A 20,902-nucleotide genomic window follows, 5' to 3' on the forward strand; every position below is an offset into this window, starting at 1 on the left:
CCATTTTGTCTTAGCTTAAACAAAAAACCGACCAATCTTCCTGTTTAAGATTGGTCGGTTTCTTTATTTTTTGGTTTTGATTGGTACCATGGCTTTGCGCCGATGCTGCTTCATTATTGCTTGAAGACCATAGACACCAACTCCGATAATTCCTGCAAAAGCCGAAAAAGCAATAAAAATCACAGGAGACGCCCCGCTTTCTATTAATTGTTTCCCTTGGACAAAGAAAAATAAGCCCATGCTGATCAATAATGCTAGAAATAGTGATTGTCCCGCCCCGTTTTTTTCATGCTTGCTCTCCTTTTACTTGATTATAGGTTATTCTCTCATTTCATGAATGAAAAAACCTCCATCTTAAGGCTGATTCTTTCTTTCGATGATCAGATTGATCCCATTCGGATCAGTCAAATGCAAGCGGCTGTCTGTTTCTAACTCATACGAAACGCCTCTTGCCTTGAGATGACTTCGTAACGTAGAAAAAGCCAAAGCTGGCAAAACGATCGTAAAGTACGCTAAACCTAGATCCTGTTCTTCCATAGCTGGAACATTTCTTCCCATCCAAATATTCGATCCGATATGGTGATGATACGAACCAGCAGCAAAAAACTTTGCTTGGCTACCAAAATCTGAGGTCAAACGCATGCCTAAAACTTCTGTGTAGAATTCTTCTGTTTTTGCCAAGTCCGCCACTTTCAAATGGACATGCCCCACCGTGGTGCCAACTGGAAAGGTCGTTTGAGATCGGTCAGCGGCTCCCAGCACGCCTTGCGCGTCCATTTCGATAGTAACGCCTACGATCTCACCATCTGCTCGAATATCCCATTCACTCTTCGGTTTGTCACGATACACTTCGATCCCATTTCCTTCTGGGTCGGTCAGGTATAACGCTTCACTATATCCATGATCGCTGGCACCATCGAGGGGAGCTTTGGCTTCCAAATAATGAATCAGCATATTTCCTAGGTCTTTACGGCTAGGCAAAAGAAACGCCGTATGGAAAAGGCCTGTTTTCCGTGTCAAAGGCAACGGATCACTCACCTTCTCTAGAACTAAAAGCGCTTGCGCTCCCACGCCTAATCGCGCGTGATCTACACTTTGTTCCAATAAAGTCAGGCCGATCACGTCCGAATAAAACTGGCTCATTTTTTCTATGTTTGCTACTTTTAAAACGACTTTGCCAATTGCGGCTGTTGCATCGATTTGATAGGTGGATTGAATCATTGTCATCGCTATTTCCTCTTTTCTAAACAGTTAAATTCACTTGTACCTTTAAGTATAACACTAACTTTTAGTAAGTAAATAAATCTGCTTGCTGAGGAAAGGATTCCGTGATATCCCGTGATTCCTTGAAATAAAGCATTTCCGCATCAGTCACAATCAAAGACATCTGCCTCACTTTTTCAATGCTTCAATCAGTGAAATGGCTGGCTGCATCGCTTCTTCGGTCGTCCCTTCTAACACAACATAACAATAAGGCTTGTATTCAGCGGTGATGGCCAATAGTTGTTGATAATCAATCATTCCTTCTCCCAATGGGACTACCTTGATTTTCCCATCGATTACTTGATAGTCTTTCAAGTGCAAGCAAACGATGGCATCGCCAAAGCGAGAAAAAGCTTCCCTTGTCAAAGCGACTTGCTCTTGATAGTTCTTCGCAGTAATCAGATTGGTTGGATCAAAGATGATCCCTAAATAGTCAGAGGGTACCCGTTCCAGCAATTCTTCGATTCGGTCGATCGATGATAGTGGATGATTCAAGCCTGCTTCAATTCCTAACATCACTTGATGTCTCTTAGCCACTTGGACCAAACGCTTGATCACCTGAACCAAATCATCGAAAACGACGTCACTAAAATTTTCCTCGGTATACCCCATATTTGGCAAAACCGAACCAGTTTCACTTGCGACCATAGCTGCATCAAAATATTTGGCATGTGCGAGATAGGTCTCGAATCTGGATAAAATCGCTTCCCGTTTTTCCAGATCAGGATGGATCAGATTACAATAACAACTTAATAAAGCGACCTGAACGTGAGATTGACCAAAAACTCGTTTGAAAAAGCGGCCTAAACCAGGGTTTAATTGCTCTGGCTCTGCCCATTGTGGGAAGGATTTATTTAATGCAAATTGAATGTTATGAATGTTTTGGGCGGCAATTTTTTGCGCTAATTCTTCTGGGGACCCATAATTCTTTAAATCATGCCCCCGAACAGTTAGTTGAAACATAGCTTCTCATTTCTTCACTGCTTTTGAAGCAAAAAGAAGACCAAGCAGCGAATCACTTCAACTGGTCTTGGTCTTCAAATCATTCAGCAGTAGCGGCTCCTCACTTCATCTATTTCTTCTCAATAGATGATCAGAACCTTTTGTGACCTTTATTGTTGTGAACGATAGTCTTCCGTGAACTCGTCAATGATTTGCTGTCCACCATTTCTTAAGAAGGTTTCGATCGCTGTATCAAACCCATCGATCTCGATTTCCCCAGTCATATATTGGTAGTAAGCGTCTGAGATTCCTTCAATCAAGCTTGACCATGAACGATCATAGGTTTCAGAGGTCAGCGATTGTGCAGGATTGATCACCGCAAACTCTTCATTTTCGCGAATCTTTTCATTGGCTAAGTTGACATATGGGTTGCTTGAAGGGAAAACTGTTACTAATTCTGATGGACGAGACGAAGAAAATGGTTGTACTTCTTGTTGCCACTTCGTATCATCTAAACGGACATAGACACCCTCATCATCAATTTCATAATGAACACCTTCGATCCCTTGCGTCATCAACGTAAACGGCTCTTCGTCCATCAAATCATTGATAAATTTCAAAACAACACGTAAGTCTTCTTCGGTTTCAACATTGTTTTTCGGAATGGCTAACCAGCCGCCCATTCCACCATTGGTATCAGAAAGGATACGACGTTCCACATTTTCATGGACGATATCATTGATCAAGACCCATTCCATATGCTCTTCATCAGTACCAGCTGCATCATCAATGTAGTTACGTACTTCTTGCAAACCACTCAACACGATCCCACCACGACCTTGAACGATATAGTTCTTCTGATCATTTTTCGCCATTACCGCAAAATCAGAATTCATCCAGCCGTTATCATAGATATTACGGAACCATTCCATTGCTTCTTTGTATTCTGGTTGCATAAAGGATGGCATCACTTCATCATCATCCGTGATCGTAAACCAATTGTCTGCACCAAAGTAACCTGAAAGTGAACGGAACCCAACGTTAAAGGACTCATCACGCTCTACGAAACCAACCGTATCATCCGCACCGTTTCCATCTGGATCATCTTCCGTAAAAGCTTGGGCGACAGCTGCTAATTCTTCTAATGTCGACGGCACGTCCAAGCCTAAATTATCCAACCAATCTTTTCTGACAAGGACGCCATAACGCGCGATCGGTTTTAAAAACGGAACGCCGTAGATTCGACCATCAATTCGAGAAGACTCTAACCGATCTTCGGAAATTTCTGCCAAATTCGGGAACTCTTCTAAATAGGGTTCCACATCCCAGAACATTCCAGATGCGAGTGAGCTGCGGACGGTTGTGTTATTGATTTCTGTCAGACTAACGATATCTGCTAAAGAATTCGACGCCAATGCTGCATTCAAGCGTTCTGTTTTTGAAGCATCTGGCACCCACGTAAAGTCGATCTCGACCCCTGTGTATTCTTCTAACTTTTGCGTGACATCTCCAGATGGTGGGGAAGCAGTATGTAGCATCGCCATCCACGAAATACTTGATTTCCCTTCGCTTTCTGGTCCTTCAGGTGAACCTCCACCATCGCCGCAGCCTGCTAAAAACAGTCCAGCACATAATAATAAACTTGCAACTTTCAACTTTTTCATTTGTTAACCTTCTTTCTCTATTTTTAGGGAGCCATCATCGAGCGGATCTTTCCCTTGATACGTAAAATATTCAAAATCGGCATAGCTTTTGCCAAAGTGATCTAAATCATGGGCACTGATTCCAATGAAATTCCCCGTAAAACCACCAGACAAGAACTGGATGTTTTGCTTTTTAAAGGGATGCCACGTTTGTGATTGCCGATAGAACCATTGGGCTTCTAGATAAGAACCGACTACTTTCAATCCAATCGGCTCACTTGCAGCAGCGAGGGGCAATTTATCTGGGAACAAGTGAAATTCTCCTTCACAACACCGCAGCAACCGAAGGACCTTGTCTTCTTTTTCATCATAGGTTACGTAGAAAAACAAATAGTTTTCTTCATTTAAGAAAAGCGACAATCCAGCCATCTGATTGAACGATTGGGGGTGGTATTCCATCACTGTTTCAGCTTCAAAACAAAAGTCTTGTTGACGAATCGCCAATAAGTGCTTATGAAAGTTCGATTGCATCGATTCTCCGCCGATCAATCGCAAATACCCTGGTCGCTCACTCAGATTGCACCACTCTTCATTGGGCAGCAATCGTCTACCGTTCCATGCTTTTTGCAACGATCCTTTAAAGTCATCAATAAAAACAGCAGGTGATGCCCTTTGCTTCTGAGCGTCGCTAGCGAGCCTGATGGTTTGATCTGGGATCGTATCGTTATTGCTAAGACGCAGCCATCCTTCGTGATCCCAATAGACAGTTTGGAGTGCTGTCTCTCGTCCAAGGATCGCTGCCCCTTCTACTGGCCGAGTCATCAAATAGCTCATGACCCATTCTCCTGATGGCGCAACCGTCAAACTGCCATGACCTGTACATTGAAAAGGGGAATCTTCGCGCTGATAGGCACGCATCATGGGAAAATGCGGATCTACTTCATAAGGTCCAGTGATGGTTTTACTACGACAAACTGTTACCGCATGACCTGCACCCGTTCCTCCTTCTGCCGTCAGTAAGTAATAACACTCATTGTGGTAATAAAGATGCGGTGCTTCAGTCTTCGCCAGCTGGGTTCCAGAAAAAATTGGCACTCTGTCACCGATCAAGCACCCTTGTGCTTCAGAGTATTCTTGGAGCACGATCCCCACCGATTTATTTGGTGTATCCTTACGATAATCCCAAAGCGCATTCAATAACCAGATACGCCCCTCTTGATCATGAAACAAGGACGGATCAAAGCCACTACCATTTAAGTAAATGGGCTCACTCCATGGCCCATGAATGGTAGGAGCCGTGATGAGATAGTTTCGACAGTCTTTGAAGGGGCGTGTCGTGTTGCGAACATTTGTATAGACACAATAGTATTGTCCGTTTGCGTAACTGATTTGCGGTGCCCAAATGCTGCAATTTGCTGCGTTGCCTAATAAATCCACTTGATTGGTCAGAATATCTGTTTCATGGGACCAATTGACTAGATCTTGAGAACAGTAGACCCGAATTCCTGGCAACCACTCAAAGGAAGAAACCGCTAAATAATAAGTATCCTCGACTTTTAAAATACTCGGATCAGGATGAAACCCTCTTAAAATCGGATTATTGATTATTGCCTTCATGCAACCCCTCCTTGTTTGCTGACTGCGTCCGTTGTTTTTTTCTTGTGTCCGTCATCGCGATGGAGAAGACAAAAACCCGCCGCTAAAAAGAAACAAAAGGCAATCGGAAAAGCGATCATTTGACTACCAATCAATGTCACGACACCAGTCAAAAAATAAATAGCACAAGATTGCTTTCGATAATTACGATAGCGAACAAGCATCGTCGCCACTGAAACCAATATCAGGAGTGCCAACAGCGTGAAGCCAAACCAAGCGCCGAGTGTTTGAAATTGCGCCAATGCTGCTTCTGCCGTCATTTGATTCAGTATAGTGGGAAACGCACGTTGAAAGATCTCTTCGAACTGCTGGACAGTCATTTGATTGATCGCCAAGGAAAAGCCGCCCATAAACACCAGAGCGAGAACCATCCCGATCCAGCCAGACCATTTTGCCTTGCTCATTTTTCTATCACTCCTTCAAGAGTCACCCATTCAGGACGTTGGGGACTTCTTTGGTAACAACACATTCGCTCCGTGAATGTGACCGTTTGGTGGCTTGCTGTTTTTCCCCAATCAGACCATCCGCAAGGGGCGAGCTGTTGATCAAAGCAGCAGGATAAAAAGGTGACTTTGGCGTCATTACGCCAAGGACGGCCTAAATAATAGGCTTTGTCCCCCGTCACTCGGCACCGATCGAAGGTTAACCCGCTTGCTTGTTTGCTGGTTGAGGCAGCAGTAACGTAGTTCGTTTGTGGTGTATTTTTACAATGCAAGCGACACTCTTCAAAGGTGGCGGAACCACCGCCAAAAATAAAATCGACTGTTCCACTGATTCTGCAATGCAAAAACAAACTCTGTTGTTGGTCAAAGATTGTCTTTCGCCAAGGACTGATCATTGGTTCGCCTTCTTTGGTATATTTTGGCAATGGACCCAGGCACAAGGTATCTTGAAAAGCATCGAGATGACAGCGTTCGAAGCGAATGTCATCCCCTTCGATATAGACGGCAACTGCTTGCCCGACTGCTTGCCCATACCCTGCGTCATTGATGATGGTCAGGTTTTTTACAAAGACTTCTCGGCTATTGATAAAGAGCGTCGCTGTTTGAAACGTTCCTCTTTTTTGCCCATTTTCATCGGTTTGCTCGGCAGCCAAGTGGTAGCATAAGAACGTGTTAGGTTCCGCGATCAACGTAAGCTGGTTTTTATAAATTTTCACCTGTTCTTGATACACGCCAGAGGCGATCGTGATTTCACAAGGTGCTTTTAAGGCTTCAGCAGCCAGCACGGCTGCTTGGATACTCGTAAAATCACCCTTTTGCGGCTCTTTACTAACCTTTAGCTTGATAGGAGGTGCTGTTTTAGAAATTCGATCCACTGCGCTCTCATCTCCTTGGTTTCTTCATGACCGCCTGGCAAGCAACACGCCTGCCAATGCTCCTTGTAGCCTATTGCTTCATAATGCTGTCCGAGCTGCTGATCCAAACGAGCGACGCCGCTTGAAGGGCAGCCACGATCCTCTTTGCCAACCAAACTCAAACGCGGGCGTGGTGCGATCTGTTTTTGGATGGCCGCAGTCGTAAAGTCTTTCAACACATTAGGAACATAATAGTAAAACCCATGTTTGCTTAGACGGTCCTCTTCGATCAATGCTTGATAGTCCACTTGTGCTGCCATGTCCACCACCACTGATATCCGTTCATCTAGCGCTGCCAACCACCAGCTCATCAAGCCGCCCATAGAAAGTCCCAATGTGGCGATAGCGGACTGTTTCACTTCTTTGCGGGAAGCAAGATAGGTCAAAAACTGTTGATTGTCATAGATTCGTTGTCCCCATAATGTTTTGCCTTGCAACAGAAACCGCTTGTAGCTATCATTCTCACCGTTTTTTCGTTCGCCAAAGCCCCACATGTCGATCACCCCAACGGCGACGCCCAACTTCATAAATGTCGCGAATAGGCTTTCTTTTTGCATATAACACGGACTTTGTCGCAGTTCTTCTTTCCCCATCGTGAAATCGCCGCCATGAGAATGATTGAACAAAACGAGTGGAACAGGTTGCTGAGAGCTAGGATAAGCAAAGTATGCAGGGACATCCTCTTCTTGATTTAATCGTAGAAGTAAATGTTCCAAGGTATAATTTTGCACTTGCTCTTTTGTTTGCTGAACCACTTGTGGTGCAACTTTCATATCAGGACCTAGCAGCTGTAGTAACTGAGGATTCCTCACAAAAAATCTCCTTGAAATGCCAGAGGCTGATGATTCTCAAATGATTGTGTGACGGTGATTTCCCGACTATTCTCGATATGGAACGCTTCAGTTACGCCTTCCAAATTGATACGATCAAACTGAATATTCCTTCCACAGCCAATATAAAAGCCTTGTTTTGTCATCTCTTCAATACCTGTCATCATTGCAGGCTTTCCTGGAATTGGGTGTTCAGCCATAGAGACAGCAATATCTTGGAAAGTGATATCTGAAATAAATTGTTCAGCCAAGCCATAAACAAACCCAGCGGCCGCATGAACATTCCGAGCCGAGATATTTGCAAAATGGATTCTCCGAAAATGAGGGGTTTCCTCGGTGATCGGGTACGGATTTTTATCCCAAACATACTTTTCTTTGCCTTTCGGTCCACAGAAATAGTAAAGATTTAAAGTGAATGGACAGATAACATTATCCATCACAATGTTATTCACTCGAATATCTTCGATCGTTCCGCCACGTCCCCGACGGGATTTCAACCGAATCCCACGATCGGTATCTTGAAAAATACAATTACTGATGGTGACATTACGAATATCGCCGCTCATCTCACTACCTAGAACGACTGCCCCATGCCCATGAAGCATATGGCAATTTACGATCGTGATATTCTCACAAGCGACCCGTTCTTTGGTGTCCTCCGTTCCTGATTTGATGGCGATACAATCATCACCAACATCGATATGACAGTTACTGATGCGGACATTTTTACAAGATTCAGGATCGATCCCATCCGTATTTGGCGAATCCGCTGGATTTTTGATGCGAAGATTATCGATCGTTAGATCTTGGCAAAGAATCGGATTGACGGTCCAACTTGGTGAATCGACAAGACGGATATCTTTCAACGTAATTTGCTGGCAAGAGTCAAAACTGATTAATTTTGGTCGTGGATAAGCAAGCTGTTCACGGTTTTCCCGAAAGGTGTTCCACCATCTTTGCCCTTGTCCATCAAGCATTCCTAGTCCTGTGACAGCGATATTTTCCGCATACTCGGCATATAAACAAGAGGCATAAACTTCCCGTTTGACCCCTTCCCAGCGAGACACAACGACGGGATAGTCTTTGGGATCATCAGAAAATACTAGGGTCGCCCCCAATAGTAGGTGCAGTTCAATATTACTTTTTAAAAAGAGCGCTCCTGTCGGATAGCGTCCTGCGGAAAAAGTGATTCTGCCTCCTCCTTGTTGATGCAATTCATCAATTTTTTCTTGAATTGCTTCTGTCAACAGACCTTCTTTTTCTTGTAAATCAGCTGTAGTCAATTGGATATTCATTTCTTGCTTCCTTCCTCCATTAGTGGTTGCAGCAGTAAACTCGCTTGTAAAAAGGCACCGTATCCTTTGAAATCATTTGTGATAACGGGTTCACTGATATAGTATACAAACGTACCATCCCGATCATCTGGGCCACCAAGACCAGCAACTTCACAGTTTCTGATCAGATTCAACCAGCCTTCTTTTGTTAAAAAGACAAACTCATCAAGCAATCCTTGATAGGTCTCTTGGGCAAACACTTGCCATTTTTGATCGATGATCCCTGCTTTGACTGCTTTCGCTGTTGCGTAACAAATCATTGAAGAAGCGGATGCTTCTAAATAATTCCCACGCTGACTGCCTTTATCTAAGACTTGATACCACACTTTTTTCTGGGGATCTCTTACTTTAGCAAGAGCTTCTAGACAGGAGACAAACATTTTTTCTAATGGATTCTTCTGCTCTGATTCCCCTAATAGCACCATCGTATCTGCGAGAGCCATCATGAACCATCCCATTGATCGTCCCCAGAAATTTTTTGAACAACCGGTCTCAGGATCTGCCCACGGCTGGACTTTTTGTTCATCCCACGCGTGATACAAAAGACACGTTTTTGGATCTAGGGTATGAGTAAAGCATAAGGTGAATTGCTTGATTACATCTTCCAATGCTTCTTCTTTCTCAAATGTCAGTGCGTATTCTGTCAAAAATGGGGCCCCCATATATAAGCCATCTAACCACATTTGATAAGGATAGATTTTTTTATGCCAGAACCCGCCTTCGCTCGTTCTTGGCATCTGCTGTAATTGTTGATACAGCGTGTCCAAGGCGATCTTGTATTTTGAAGCACCTGTTTCTTTGTATAGTAAGAATAAACATTTGCCATTATTGATGTAATCGATATTCATCGCATCCATCTGATAGTTTTTGATACGACCGTCTTCGTCAATATAAAAATCCATCGTGTTTTGGATATAATCAAAATAGCGTTTGTCACCAGTTTGCTCATAGGCTTCTTTCACGCCTTGTAAAACGACCCCGATGTCATAGGACCATTTTCCGTGATAAATTTTTTCTTTGCATAAGTAGTCATAGCGCTCAAATAATGTGTTCAAAGCAATTTCCGAATAGTTCTTCATGTACGATACTTCCTTTTATTGTAGTCTCCTCAATTCATAGAGCTATTTGAATGAATCCGTTTTACCGACTGTATTTCATGAGGGTTCAGCTTGTCTTGCTATTTTCAGGTGTTCTCTAGTGACCGTTTTGTTTGCGGACCAGTAAAAGTCTTTGAGCCGTTTTCTTTAGATAATGACCTCCTCTCCTTTGCTGGAAACGGTTTGCTCCGTAGTCGATGCCGTTTTTGAAACCACCTGATCTGTTTCAACTGGGTGGATATCTTGAAGAATTTTTTTACCAGCAAGGGCAAAAACACCACCAACTAAGCTGCTACCCATCAAAAAGAGGCCGATCAAGAAATAACTGCCCAGGACTAAATAGCCAACGATCAAAATCGTCCAACTTATGATCGAATAATGCAGATAGCCTAAACCTAACAACGCACTCCCCCGCAGGATCTCAAACACGGTCACAAAGTTGGTGGCTGCCATGACGGTATACACGTGCATGAATAAAAAGAGAAACGCAATCAAAAAGAGGACATTCGCTACTTGGATAAACCATGGAAATGGCGCAAATATGTTGGTGATCACGATCGCTGCAATGATCAGAAACAACCAACTGATCAGCACCGATTGTCGGAACCGTTCTTTACTATAGTAGAAAAAACTTTTGATCAAAGGTGGTCGTTCATGAAGACGAAGCCAGCGATCATAATATTTCATCATGGCATACGACGCAGGGCCAATGCCAAAGAGGACCCCTCCCAGGAGAGTCACACTGAGCCAAAGAAAGTGAAGTGCGATCAGCGTCAAAAATGCGAGTAATCCTTCGTTGATTTTCGTGATCTTTTCGATCGTCATGTGATCCCTTCTTTCTTAATAAATCCCGTCTTCGCCAATTTTTTTCGCCAAACGATTCGCAAAGATAACGAGGATCAAGCCAACAAGTCCTTTAAACAGCCCAACAGCTGTCGAGTAACTCAATTGACCATTTTGAATCCCGGCGGTATAGACAAAGGTATCAAAGATTTGGGCAACTTCACGGTTCATTGAGTTCATCAACAAGAACATATGCTCAAAGCCCATATCTAAGATCGAACCGATCTTTAAAATCAATAAGGTTACGATCGTTGGACGAATACAAGGCAATGTGATATGCCACATTTTTCGTATCTTGCCAGCCCCATCCATATCCGCAGCTTCATAAAGCTGTTCATCAACATTGGTAATAGCGGCTAGATAGACGATCGTCCCCCAACCGGCACCTTTCCAAAGATCTTGGAAAATGTACATTGGACGCAACCACGTGCGGCTTGTTAGAAACGGGATACGTTCGCCACCAAGACTTTCGATCATGTTATTGATTACACCACCTTCTGTCGTTAATAAAACATAGAAGATGGAAACAACGATGACCCACGACATAAAATGAGGCAAATAAATGATGGTTTGAATCCCTTTTTTCAAACGGCGATTGTTTACTTCATTTAGCATAAGTGCCAATAATATAGGAAAAGGGAAAGAAATCGTGATATTTAAGAAAAACATGATCAGTGTATTGCGCATCAACATCACGAAGGTATCTTCAGTAAAGAGCCGAATAAAATGAGTGAAGCCAACAAAGGGGCTTCCTAGGATCCCCAAGAATGGTTGGTAGTCTTGAAAAGCGATGACCAAACCGCCCATCGGTATGTAACGGAAAATAAGAAAATATAAAATCCCCGGCAATACCATAATATAGAGGGCACGATTTTTTCTGATTTGCGCCCATTTTTTCTTTTTCAGCCGCAGCCGCTGTTCTTCTTCATTAAGTGGTGAGAAGTAATTATCAACTTTTGTTTCCATACTTGTTCCTCCGAATTTTTTTGATTTGATAGTCCCATGGTAGCGTGAAAAAAAGATAACGTATATAATCATTTTCTCAGCTTTGAAAAGGCATACATTTTTTAGGATTATTTCTCAATCGAATTGGAAAACGCTTGATTTATCAACGTTTATCACTATTGTGAATTTTTTAATATGTAAAAGTGATTATATACGTTGTCCCCGCCTCATGATACGTTGGAAGTACCTATTTAAGTAAAAAAAGATGGAGGTTTTTTCTATGCAACAAACCCTGAAAAAAACGAACCGCCCGAAAAGTGAACGGGTCGTTCAAGGATTTATTATTGGCTTTCTACTACTCTTCACCTTAACGTGTCTCTTACCTTTTCTAAACATTCTCGGAAGCTCCTTTGCTTCTTCTTCTGAGATCGCGACACGAACATTTATCATTATCCCACGTGAATTTAGCTTAAATGCTTACCGGTATATTCTCTCGACACCCACGATTTTTACGAGTATTGGTGTTTCCCTTTTCGTGACCATCGTCGGAACGGTTCTTTCAATGATCTTGACCTCTTTTATGGCCTATGCTCTTTCGAGAAAATATTTGCATGGACGCGGCATCTTCAACTTTATTGTCGTATTTACCATGTTGTTTAGCGGTGGGATGATCCCAAGTTTTATTTTGGTACAAAGCCTCGGCTTGATCGATTCTCTCTGGGCATTGATCTTACCGAGCGCCATCAGTGCATATAATATGATCATTATGAGAAACTTTTTCCAAGGGATTCCTGATAGTTTAGAGGAATCCGCAAAAATGGATGGTTGCTCTGATTGGGGCGTCTTTTTCCGTATCATCTTACCCCTTTCCTTACCATCGATTGCGACAATCTCTTTGTTCTACGCTGTTAGTTATTGGAATACTTATCAATCAGCGATCTTGTACATCAATGATTCAGCGAAATGGCCGATCCAAGTGCTCCTTCGACAAATCGTGATCGTCTCCAGCGGGATGAACGCTGATGCCGCTAGTGTCGATGTTGTCCCCCCAGCACAATCCGTAAAAATGGCCGTGATCGTCGTTGCAACTCTGCCAATGTTGATCGCCTATCCCTTTGTCCAGAAGTATTTCGTGAAAGGTGCAATGGTTGGTTCCGTCAAAGGGTAACCAACAGGCAGCAAAGAAAAAAAGCGCTTTTGATCAACGATCAAAAAGCGCTTTTTTCTTTTAGTCTTTGGATCGCTTGCGATACTCTCCAGGGGTCATCTGTTCTTTCTTTTTGAAAAAGCGGATGAAGTTTTGAGAGTTGGTATATTGAAGGTTGGCTGCGATTTCCTTGATCGTCATATCCGTTTCCCGCAACCATTTTTTGGCGATTTGTAACCGATAGTTTTGTAAGTAATCGGCAAAATTGATGGATAATTCCTTTTTAAACACATTACTTAAGTAATTGGCATTATAATGCAGCTGTTCAGCAATGCTATCTAAGGAGAGATCTTGATCGTATTGTTGGTGTACGATCAAGACCATCTTTTCAGACAAGGAGCGAATTTCTCGATCTGTTTTGGCTTGTGTCGTTTCAACGATAGGTAAAACTAACTCATGATAGATGATTTGCTCAACTTTGAACAAACTAGTTTGGTTGAGCACGGATTGATAAACTTTACGACTATTCTGCAAGCTGGTATGATCCGCTCCTAAGAGTTGCCCTAGCTGAACGATACTGTTGATCAACTTAAACAAGGCACTTTCAATCGTCAACGGATTTTTGTTTTCATGAATGATTTCCCGTACGACTTCCGTGTAACTCGCTTTGATGGTCGCTAGTTCCCCACTACGCATCGCATCCAAAAAGGTGCTTTCTGCTTCTCTAGGGTATTGAACGATCGCATTATTGTCTAATTGTGCTGCAATGTCGTCAAAAAAGATAATGACTTCTTCCCCTAAATTCATTCGATAGTGCAAGGCTTCTTTGGCGTTATCAACCGCTAATTTGGTTTCTACGAGGCGGTCGTAGGATTGTGAGACCCCACAACTTATTTTGATTTTCAAGTAATCTTTTGCCGCTTGATGGATCTTTTGACAATAGGTTAATACTTGTTTTTGGTCAACTGATTCAGGAAGCTTTAAAATCGTTCCTTGGGTTTCTTGACTGGAGATGATTGGTTGAAAACGCAAATTTGCTGGAATGATCTCAGAAACGAGATTCTCGATGGCAAGCAAGAAAATATCAATAGTCGCTGTTTCTCGTCCACACAAATCATCGATTTGAATCAGTAGTACGGCAAAGTGTTCTGTTTTGGATACTTCATACCCAAATTGTGACAGTTTTAAGTGAATATCTTCTTCTGAGATACAGCCGCGAAACAAGTTTAATAGAAACAAGGATTCTAATTCGGGCTTTTGATGCTCGACTTTGACGGAGAGATCGTGGTTTTGATGTAAGACCTGGTCGATATCGGAAATCAACTGATTGACTTCTAATTTCTGACCTTGTTTTTTGGGCTTTAAAAGCTCACCGATCCGATTGATGGGTGAGGTAGCCACGATCGCAATGCGATAGGATACTAATAAAAAGAGGATGATCAAAAGACTGCCAATCACGATCAAACCGCTTCTTAATTCACGGATTGCTTGTGAAACGCTAGCAGGCGCCAGGCGGATCACATGATACCACTGATTGTAATCCGATTGTGTGACCACATACTTATTGTTTTCTTTGTCAGTGAAGATGCCATCGCCGTGGGCAGCTGCAATCATTGTTTCTTGTAAGGCAGAATCGATCACTTCACCATTATCGAAAAGCAGTTGTCCGTCAGCATGAAAAATATTCAAAAAGGAATCGTCATGATCTGCCACCAACTGCGCAATGGTATGGTCTTGGATTTCAGCGATCCCCAAAGCAGTGGTTTCCTGTCGAAACACAGGCAGCGTCATCACCATTTTTAAATAGCCATCTTCTGGTAACCAATACAAGTAGCGTTGGTTGTCGATCAACGCTTGAAAAGCAGCAAGTTCAGTATCATCGATCTGTTTTAAGGAGCCTTCTTCGATTTTCCAATGCTGGTTCAAATTCACCAATTGGTAGCTGGCGTTTTCAATCCCCATCACACCAATGTAAGCCAGTTGTGAATTGATCTCTCGTACTTGTCGATAATTCGTCACAGAAAACGGCTGTTCCATCGTATCGGAAAAGCTTTGTGTGCTACTATATGTAGAAAAGGCATACTCCACCATCTGAATTTTTTGATCCAGATTTTCTTTGACTTGGTTGACCAAATTATGTTGACTTTGCAAAAATGTTTCTTGAATGTTTTGATACGTTCGATGATAAATGACCCCACTAAACCCAATGATTAAAGTGCTACCAATTAGAAAAATCAAAATAAATATTTTATAAAACAAGTTGGACGTTTGATGATAGCTTAAAAAGAATTTCATAGACTCCCTCCCATTACCTAACTATCTTCTTTTATACTAGCACATCCCAGAAAAAGTTCCTATGTTATTTTGAAAAATGTTTCACGTGTGCATCCTTGGTGTATTGACATTCTAGTGGGAACAAGCTATGCTTGAATCAAGCAAAAAGGAAGAAGGTTTTCTATGGTCACGATCAAAGATATCGCCAAAGTCGCTGGTGTTTCACATACAACTGTTTCTCGTGCGCTAAACGATAGCCCATTAATTAAGCCAGAAACAAAAAAGAAGATCGCAGCCATCGCTGAATCTTTACACTATGTGCCCAATGTCAATGCCAAAAGTCTGGTGAATCAAAAATCCTATATCATTGGTCTTTATTTTTCTCATCTATCCATTGGTACTTCCGATAGCTTTTTAGTCGAAGTGATCAAAGGAATCAGTGATACCCTACCATCCGAATATACTTTGGCGGTTCATGAATTATTGCAATCCGATACATTTGATGAAGAGCCTAATCGCCTCGATGGAGCGATCGTGATGAGTCAAAGTGATCGTGATGACGGCTTTATCGCTGCTCTTTCAAAGAAAAACATTCCTATCGTCGTTTTGAATCGTCAATTGCAGGATGCAACCTTGATGAATGTCACTAGTAATGATGCCCAAGGGGTCTATCAAATGATCACCTATGTGCTTGAACAAGGCTTTCGAAAGATCGCCATGATCGAAGGGATCGCTTCCTTTGGCTCCGCTAGAGAGCGTCGCAAAGGATTTATGAAAGCGATACAAGAAAAGCAGCTTGTCTGCCCGAAAGAATACTTCGTAGCTGGCGACTACTCGTTGGAAAGCGGTCAGCTGGGTGCCCAGCAACTACTCGCTTTACCTGAACCACCTGAAGTGATTTTTTGCGCCAATGATGACATGGCGATCGGTGCGATCAATGCCTGTCATCAAGCAGGACGAAAGATCCCTGAGGAGATCGGTATCATCGGTTTTGATGATAGTTCTTTTTCTCCCTATACGTATCCCCCATTAACAACGATCCGCAAACCAGTCTATGAAATGAGTCAATTGGCAGCAACCCTGCTGTTGCAGGCATTTGCCAATCAAGTAGTTGAGAAACAACATTTCTTTGATACCTCGTTAATCATTCGTCAATCGCTGTAAGCCTCTTGTTTTCAAGAGCGCTCACGCAAAAATGTTAACGTGTGCATAACTATTTTTTAAGGAGGATTCTATGAAAAAAATTACCGAACATCCCCATCAAACCTATCCAGCCCGAGTGATTCAATTCGGGGAAGGCAATTTTATGCGGGGCTTTTTTAACTGGCAGCTGCAGCAAATGAACAAGCAAGGTCTTTTTAACGGCAGTGCCGTTGTGGTACAGCCGATTGATCACGGCTTGAAAGAGCTGTTGGCACAACAAGAAAATCTCTACACCGTTATCTTAGAAGGACTTGTCGATGGCGCTTTATCTCAAACATTTGAAGTCGTCTCCACCATTGATCAAGTGCTGAATCCTTATCAGCAATGGGAAGACTATCTTGCTTTAGCCGAAGACGAGCAACTTGAGATCATCGTTTCTAATACGACGGAAGCAGGTATTGCGTTTCACCCAGAGGATACCTTACACGATACCCCTCCCCAAAGTTTTCCCGCAAAACTGACCGCTCTTTTGTATCGTCGTTTTCAACTACGAAAAAAGGGATTTTTGATCATTCCTTGTGAATTGATCGATCGGAATGGGGAAAAACTAAAAGAGATCGTCTTACAATATGCCGCATTATGGTCTTTGGAATCAGACTTCGTCAACTGGTTAAAAAAAGAAAACACCTTCTGCTGCAGCTTAGTCGATCGGATCGTTCCAGGATATCCTCGCGACAAAGTGGCACAATACCAAGAGGTTCTTGGCTACGAGGATGCCGTAATGGTCACTGCGGAACCCTTTATGCTATGGGTGATCGAAGGAAACGGCGTAGCCGAAAAGCTCCCTTTGCAAGAAGCTGGGTTGAATGTGATCGTGACAGAAGATATGACTCCTTACCGTGAACAAAAAGTACATTTATTAAATGGTCCTCATACGGCGATGGTTCCACTCGGTCTTTTAGCGGGTTTAGAAACCGTTGAAGAAGTAATGAACGACTGTGAATTTGCAGCCTTTTTGGATGGTCTTTTTCAGGAAGAGTTGATTCCAATGCTTGATTTGCCTAAAGCACAGCTTGCAGCTTATGCGGACCAAATCAAAGAGCGCTTCAGAAATCCTTATGTGAAGCATCAGCTGCAATCGATCGCTTTAAACAGCGTCTCTAAATTCCGTGCGCGTCTTCAACCAGTCTTAAGTCGTTATGTCCAACAAAACCAGCAGGTACCAAAACGAATCACTGCCGCACTGGCAGGATTGCTGACTTTCTATCTCACACGACCCTTTCAAGATGATGAGCTAGTGACAACCATATTTCAGCAAGTGAAACAATTACCAGCAGAAGAACAGATCGCAGCTCTATTAAAAAATGAGCAACTTTGGCATGCAGACCTGAGCTTTATGACAGAGACGATCAATGAAATGTGCGCATGTCTAAAACAAGACGGACCCCGCCAGTTACTTGCGTCGATTGACACCCCTGAGCCAAGTTTGAAATAAAGGAGAATCTTTATGTCCAGCACATTAACAGAAACACCCGCGCAACTATTGAAATTGCACCCTAAAGATAATGTCGCAGTCGCATTAAAACCACTAGCTGCTAAAACGACTCTTGCATTTGAAGGTCAAACGATCACCCTTTTTGAGGATATTCCACAAGGACACAAAATCGCCCTTAAAGACCTCGCACAATCACAAGACGTGATCAAATATGGCTATCCCATTGGACATCTCTTAGCTGACGTGAAAACTGGCCAATGGTTGCATACCCACAATGTCAAAACCAACCTTTCTGGTACCTTAGCATACTCCTATGCCCCCGATTTGCATCCCGTCCGTTATCCAAAAAGGGCTGCGACGTTCCAAGGGTATCGACGGGCAAATGGCAAAGTTGGGATTCGTAATGATTTACTGATCGTACCAACAGTTGGTTGTATCAATGGCATCGCAGAGATCATTGTTGAAAACTTCAAGAAGAATCATCCAGATCTTGGCACTTTTGATCATATTACGATCCTTAAACATCCCTACGGCTGCTCTCAGTTAGGCCAAGATCATCAAAACACCCGTCAAATTTTAATTGATGCGGTGCATCATCCAAATGCCGGTGGCGTCTTGGTCTTTGGCTTAGGTTGTGAGAACAACACCGTTCCCGAGTTTAAGAAAAAACTGGGTGACTACGATCCAAAGCGCGTCAAATTTATGGTGGCACAGGAAAGCGACGATGAAATTGCGGTCGGCGAAAGCTTATTAGAAGAATTACTGGAAGCAGCAAAAGAGGATCAACGAGAAGCCGTTCCCTTGAGTGAGCTAAAGATCGGCTTAAAATGTGGGGGTTCCGACGGGTTTTCTGGGATCACCGCCAACCCTTTGTTGGGGGCATTTTCTGACTTTTTAGTTTCTCAAGGTGGCAGTACAGTCTTGACGGAAGTACCCGAAATGTTTGGCGCTGAACAAGTCTTGATGGCGCGTGCACAAGATGAAGCCACCTTTGAAAAAATTCTCCATCTAATCAACGACTTTAAAGATTATTTCCTTGCATACGGTGAACCGGTCTATGAAAATCCTTCTCCTGGCAATAAGGCAGGCGGTATCACTACGCTAGAAGATAAGTCATTAGGCTGTACCCAAAAATCTGGGACTTCCGCTGTCGTCGATGTCTTAAAATATGGGGAAAAACTCCGTAAGCCAGGCTTGAGCCTGCTGGAAGGTCCAGGAAACGACCTTGTTGCCGCTTCTGCACTGGCTTCTGCCGATTGCCAACTCGTCTTATTTACCACTGGTCGCGGCACGCCATTTGGTGCCTATGTGCCGACCATGAAAGTTGCTACGAATCAAGAAATTTATCATAAGAAACCCCACTGGATGGATTTCAACGCTGGTCGCTTGTTGGAAGAGCCGATGGAGGTCGTGCTGGAAGATTTTATTCAAGCGATCATCGATACTGCCAGTGGAAAACCGACGCGTAATGAAGCCAACAACGTTCGTGAGATCGCCATCTTTAAAAATGGCGTGACACTATAATCAAAGAAAAGAGGTTCAAAATGTTTTTAAATGAAAACTATTTATTGCCAAATGAAATTGCTCAAACACTTTACCATGAATTTGCCAAAGAGCTGCCGATCATTGATTACCACTGCCACCTAGACCCGAAAGAAATCTATGAGGATCGGCCGTTTAAAACGATCACCGAGGCATGGCTAAGTGGTGATCATTACAAATGGCGATTGATGCGCGCTTGTGGCGTACCCGAAGAAGCGATTACGGGCAATGCCAGTGATTATGAAAAATTTTTGGCATGGTGTCAAACAGTGCCAAAATTGGTGGGAAATCCCCTTTACAGTTGGACCCATTTAGAATTAAAGCGATTTTTTGAGATCGATCTTCCCGTTACTGAAGAAAACGCCGAAACTTTGTGGAGGCTATGCAACGAAAAATTGCAGCAAAAAGACTTTACCCGAAGAGCTTTGATTGCTCGCAGTAACGTCGAGATCGTTTGCACCACAGATGATCCAGTCGATGATCTTCACTATCATCACCAATTAAGCCAAACAGAACAACGTTTTCGGGTCTTGCCGACCTTTCGACCTGACAAAGCGTTACAAATCGACCATCCGAATTTTCTTACCTATGTTACCAAACTCGAAAAGAGTGTCGAAAACGCGATCACTACCTACGATGCTTTCTTGAGAGCCTTGCGGGACCGTGTAACCTACTTTCACCAGCATCACTGCCGCTTGTCTGACCATGCGCTGGATACTTTAGTGTATGCTGCAGACGAACAGTTATCCCTTGAAGCAATTTTTGCCAAAGCATTAGCTGGAGAATCTTTGGAGGAAAACGAAGTCTCGTTCTTCAAAAACAATGTTCTAGTTGAACTGATGAAGCTGTATCACGAACATGGTTGGACGATGCAACTGCATGTCCATGCGTACCGTAACTGCAATCAACGAATGTTTGAGCGCTTGGGACCAGATACGGGCTACGATGGCATCAATGATCAACCACTGACTCAAAGCTTGCAGAAATTATTGAACGCTGCTGATGCGCAGGACCATTTGCCTCAAACGATTCTCTACTCCTTAAATCCCAATGACTATGATGCACTCGTCGCTTTGATGGGGTGCTTCCAGCAAGAAGGCAATAATAAATTGCAGTTAGGATCTGGCTGGTGGTATAACGACACCCGCGCAGGCATGCGTCACCAATTGACGAAATTCGCAGACGGCAGTGTGATCTTTAACTTTGTCGGTATGCTGACGGATTCAAGAAGCTTTTTGTCTTACACCCGTCATGAATATTTCCGACGCGTCTTTTGTGAATGGCTTGCTGAGATCGTTGTACGTGGTGAAGCACCTGCTGATCTTCGTCAGCTAAAACCATTAGTAGAAAATGTCTGTTATCAAAACGCCAACAACTACTTCAAATTTTAG

General features: G+C 43.0%; 17 protein-coding genes. 5 read left to right on the forward strand and 12 right to left on the reverse strand.

Translation table 11 applies throughout. The features are described from left to right. Nucleotides 1-354 precede the first annotated feature (354 nt). From ACI3E5_RS08225 to ACI3E5_RS08275, 11 genes are all read right to left on the reverse strand, one after another. Nucleotides 355-1,227 (reverse strand): VOC family protein, encoded by an 873-nt coding sequence (locus tag ACI3E5_RS08225; protein WP_325845034.1) that lies wholly within the window; start codon nt 1,225-1,227, stop codon nt 355-357. 165 nt (nt 1,228-1,392) lie between these two features. Further along, entirely contained in the window at nt 1,393-2,226 is an 834-nt protein-coding gene (locus tag ACI3E5_RS08230; protein ID WP_325845032.1) for a sugar phosphate isomerase/epimerase family protein, read from the reverse strand. A 149-nt stretch (nt 2,227-2,375) separates the two neighbouring features. Then, nucleotides 2,376-3,869, reverse strand: coding sequence for an extracellular solute-binding protein (locus ACI3E5_RS08235; RefSeq protein WP_015509909.1), 1,494 nt, complete (start codon nt 3,867-3,869; stop codon nt 2,376-2,378). 3 nt (nt 3,870-3,872) lie between these two features. Beyond that, entirely contained in the window at nt 3,873-5,465 is a 1,593-nt protein-coding gene (locus tag ACI3E5_RS08240; RefSeq protein ID WP_498821375.1) for a glycoside hydrolase family 43 protein, read from the reverse strand. Continuing rightward, nucleotides 5,462-5,908 (reverse strand): DUF4064 domain-containing protein, encoded by a 447-nt coding sequence (locus tag ACI3E5_RS08245; RefSeq protein WP_325845030.1) that lies wholly within the window; start codon nt 5,906-5,908, stop codon nt 5,462-5,464. Before ACI3E5_RS08245 ends, ACI3E5_RS08240 begins: the two co-directional genes overlap by 4 nt. Continuing rightward, nucleotides 5,905-6,822, reverse strand: coding sequence for a pectinesterase family protein (locus tag ACI3E5_RS08250; protein ID WP_015509912.1), 918 nt, complete (start codon nt 6,820-6,822; stop codon nt 5,905-5,907). Before ACI3E5_RS08250 ends, ACI3E5_RS08245 begins: the two co-directional genes overlap by 4 nt. Further along, nucleotides 6,783-7,673: a dienelactone hydrolase family protein gene (locus ACI3E5_RS08255; RefSeq protein ID WP_325845028.1), complete on the reverse strand. Its 891-nt coding sequence runs from the start codon at nt 7,671-7,673 to the stop codon at nt 6,783-6,785. The genes ACI3E5_RS08250 and ACI3E5_RS08255 overlap by 40 nt, the downstream gene beginning before the upstream one ends. After that, entirely contained in the window at nt 7,670-8,986 is a 1,317-nt protein-coding gene (locus ACI3E5_RS08260) for a glycoside hydrolase family 28 protein (RefSeq protein ID WP_325845027.1), read from the reverse strand. The genes ACI3E5_RS08255 and ACI3E5_RS08260 overlap by 4 nt, the downstream gene beginning before the upstream one ends. Then, on the reverse strand, nt 8,983-10,104 hold the full coding sequence (locus tag ACI3E5_RS08265) for a glycoside hydrolase family 88/105 protein (RefSeq protein ID WP_325845025.1): 1,122 nt from the start codon (nt 10,102-10,104) through the stop codon (nt 8,983-8,985). The genes ACI3E5_RS08260 and ACI3E5_RS08265 overlap by 4 nt, the downstream gene beginning before the upstream one ends. Nucleotides 10,105-10,269: 165 nt before the next feature. After that, entirely contained in the window at nt 10,270-10,947 is a 678-nt protein-coding gene (locus tag ACI3E5_RS08270; RefSeq protein ID WP_123833678.1) for a YesL family protein, read from the reverse strand. Between the two features lie 15 nt (nt 10,948-10,962). Beyond that, the gene (locus ACI3E5_RS08275) at nt 10,963-11,931 is read right to left on the reverse strand and encodes an ABC transporter permease (protein WP_325845024.1); all 969 of its coding nucleotides are present in this window, start codon (nt 11,929-11,931) and stop codon (nt 10,963-10,965) included. A 259-nt stretch (nt 11,932-12,190) separates the two neighbouring features. Between ACI3E5_RS08275 and ACI3E5_RS08280 the strand changes: the two genes are divergently transcribed. Continuing rightward, nucleotides 12,191-13,078 carry a carbohydrate ABC transporter permease gene (locus ACI3E5_RS08280; protein ID WP_015509917.1) on the forward strand — a complete coding sequence of 296 codons (888 nt, stop codon included), beginning with the start codon at nt 12,191-12,193 and terminating at the stop codon, nt 13,076-13,078. A 60-nt stretch (nt 13,079-13,138) separates the two neighbouring features. On the opposite strand, the gene ACI3E5_RS08285 is transcribed toward ACI3E5_RS08280, so the two are convergent. Further along, the gene (locus ACI3E5_RS08285; RefSeq protein ID WP_498821379.1) at nt 13,139-15,352 is read right to left on the reverse strand and encodes an AraC family transcriptional regulator; all 2,214 of its coding nucleotides are present in this window, start codon (nt 15,350-15,352) and stop codon (nt 13,139-13,141) included. Between the two features lie 162 nt (nt 15,353-15,514). Between ACI3E5_RS08285 and ACI3E5_RS08290 the strand changes: the two genes are divergently transcribed. The 4 genes from ACI3E5_RS08290 (at nt 15,515) to uxaC (ending at nt 20,902) form a co-directional block, all read left to right on the forward strand. Next, nucleotides 15,515-16,495 carry a LacI family DNA-binding transcriptional regulator gene (locus ACI3E5_RS08290; RefSeq protein ID WP_005229927.1) on the forward strand — a complete coding sequence of 327 codons (981 nt, stop codon included), beginning with the start codon at nt 15,515-15,517 and terminating at the stop codon, nt 16,493-16,495. A gap of 70 nt (nt 16,496-16,565) precedes the next feature. Further along, a complete protein-coding gene (locus ACI3E5_RS08295; protein ID WP_498821381.1) occupies nt 16,566-17,969 on the forward strand; it encodes a tagaturonate reductase in 1,404 nt (467 codons plus the stop codon). Between the two features lie 12 nt (nt 17,970-17,981). Beyond that, complete coding sequence (locus ACI3E5_RS08300) at nt 17,982-19,493, forward strand: UxaA family hydrolase (RefSeq protein WP_498821383.1); 1,512 nt, start codon at nt 17,982-17,984, stop codon at nt 19,491-19,493. A 20-nt stretch (nt 19,494-19,513) separates the two neighbouring features. Then, nucleotides 19,514-20,902 (forward strand): glucuronate isomerase, encoded by a 1,389-nt coding sequence (gene uxaC / locus ACI3E5_RS08305; protein ID WP_325845019.1) that lies wholly within the window; start codon nt 19,514-19,516, stop codon nt 20,900-20,902.

The organism is Candidatus Enterococcus avicola, from assembly GCF_047470845.1.
Classification (GTDB): domain Bacteria; phylum Bacillota; class Bacilli; order Lactobacillales; family Enterococcaceae; genus Enterococcus_D; species Enterococcus_D casseliflavus.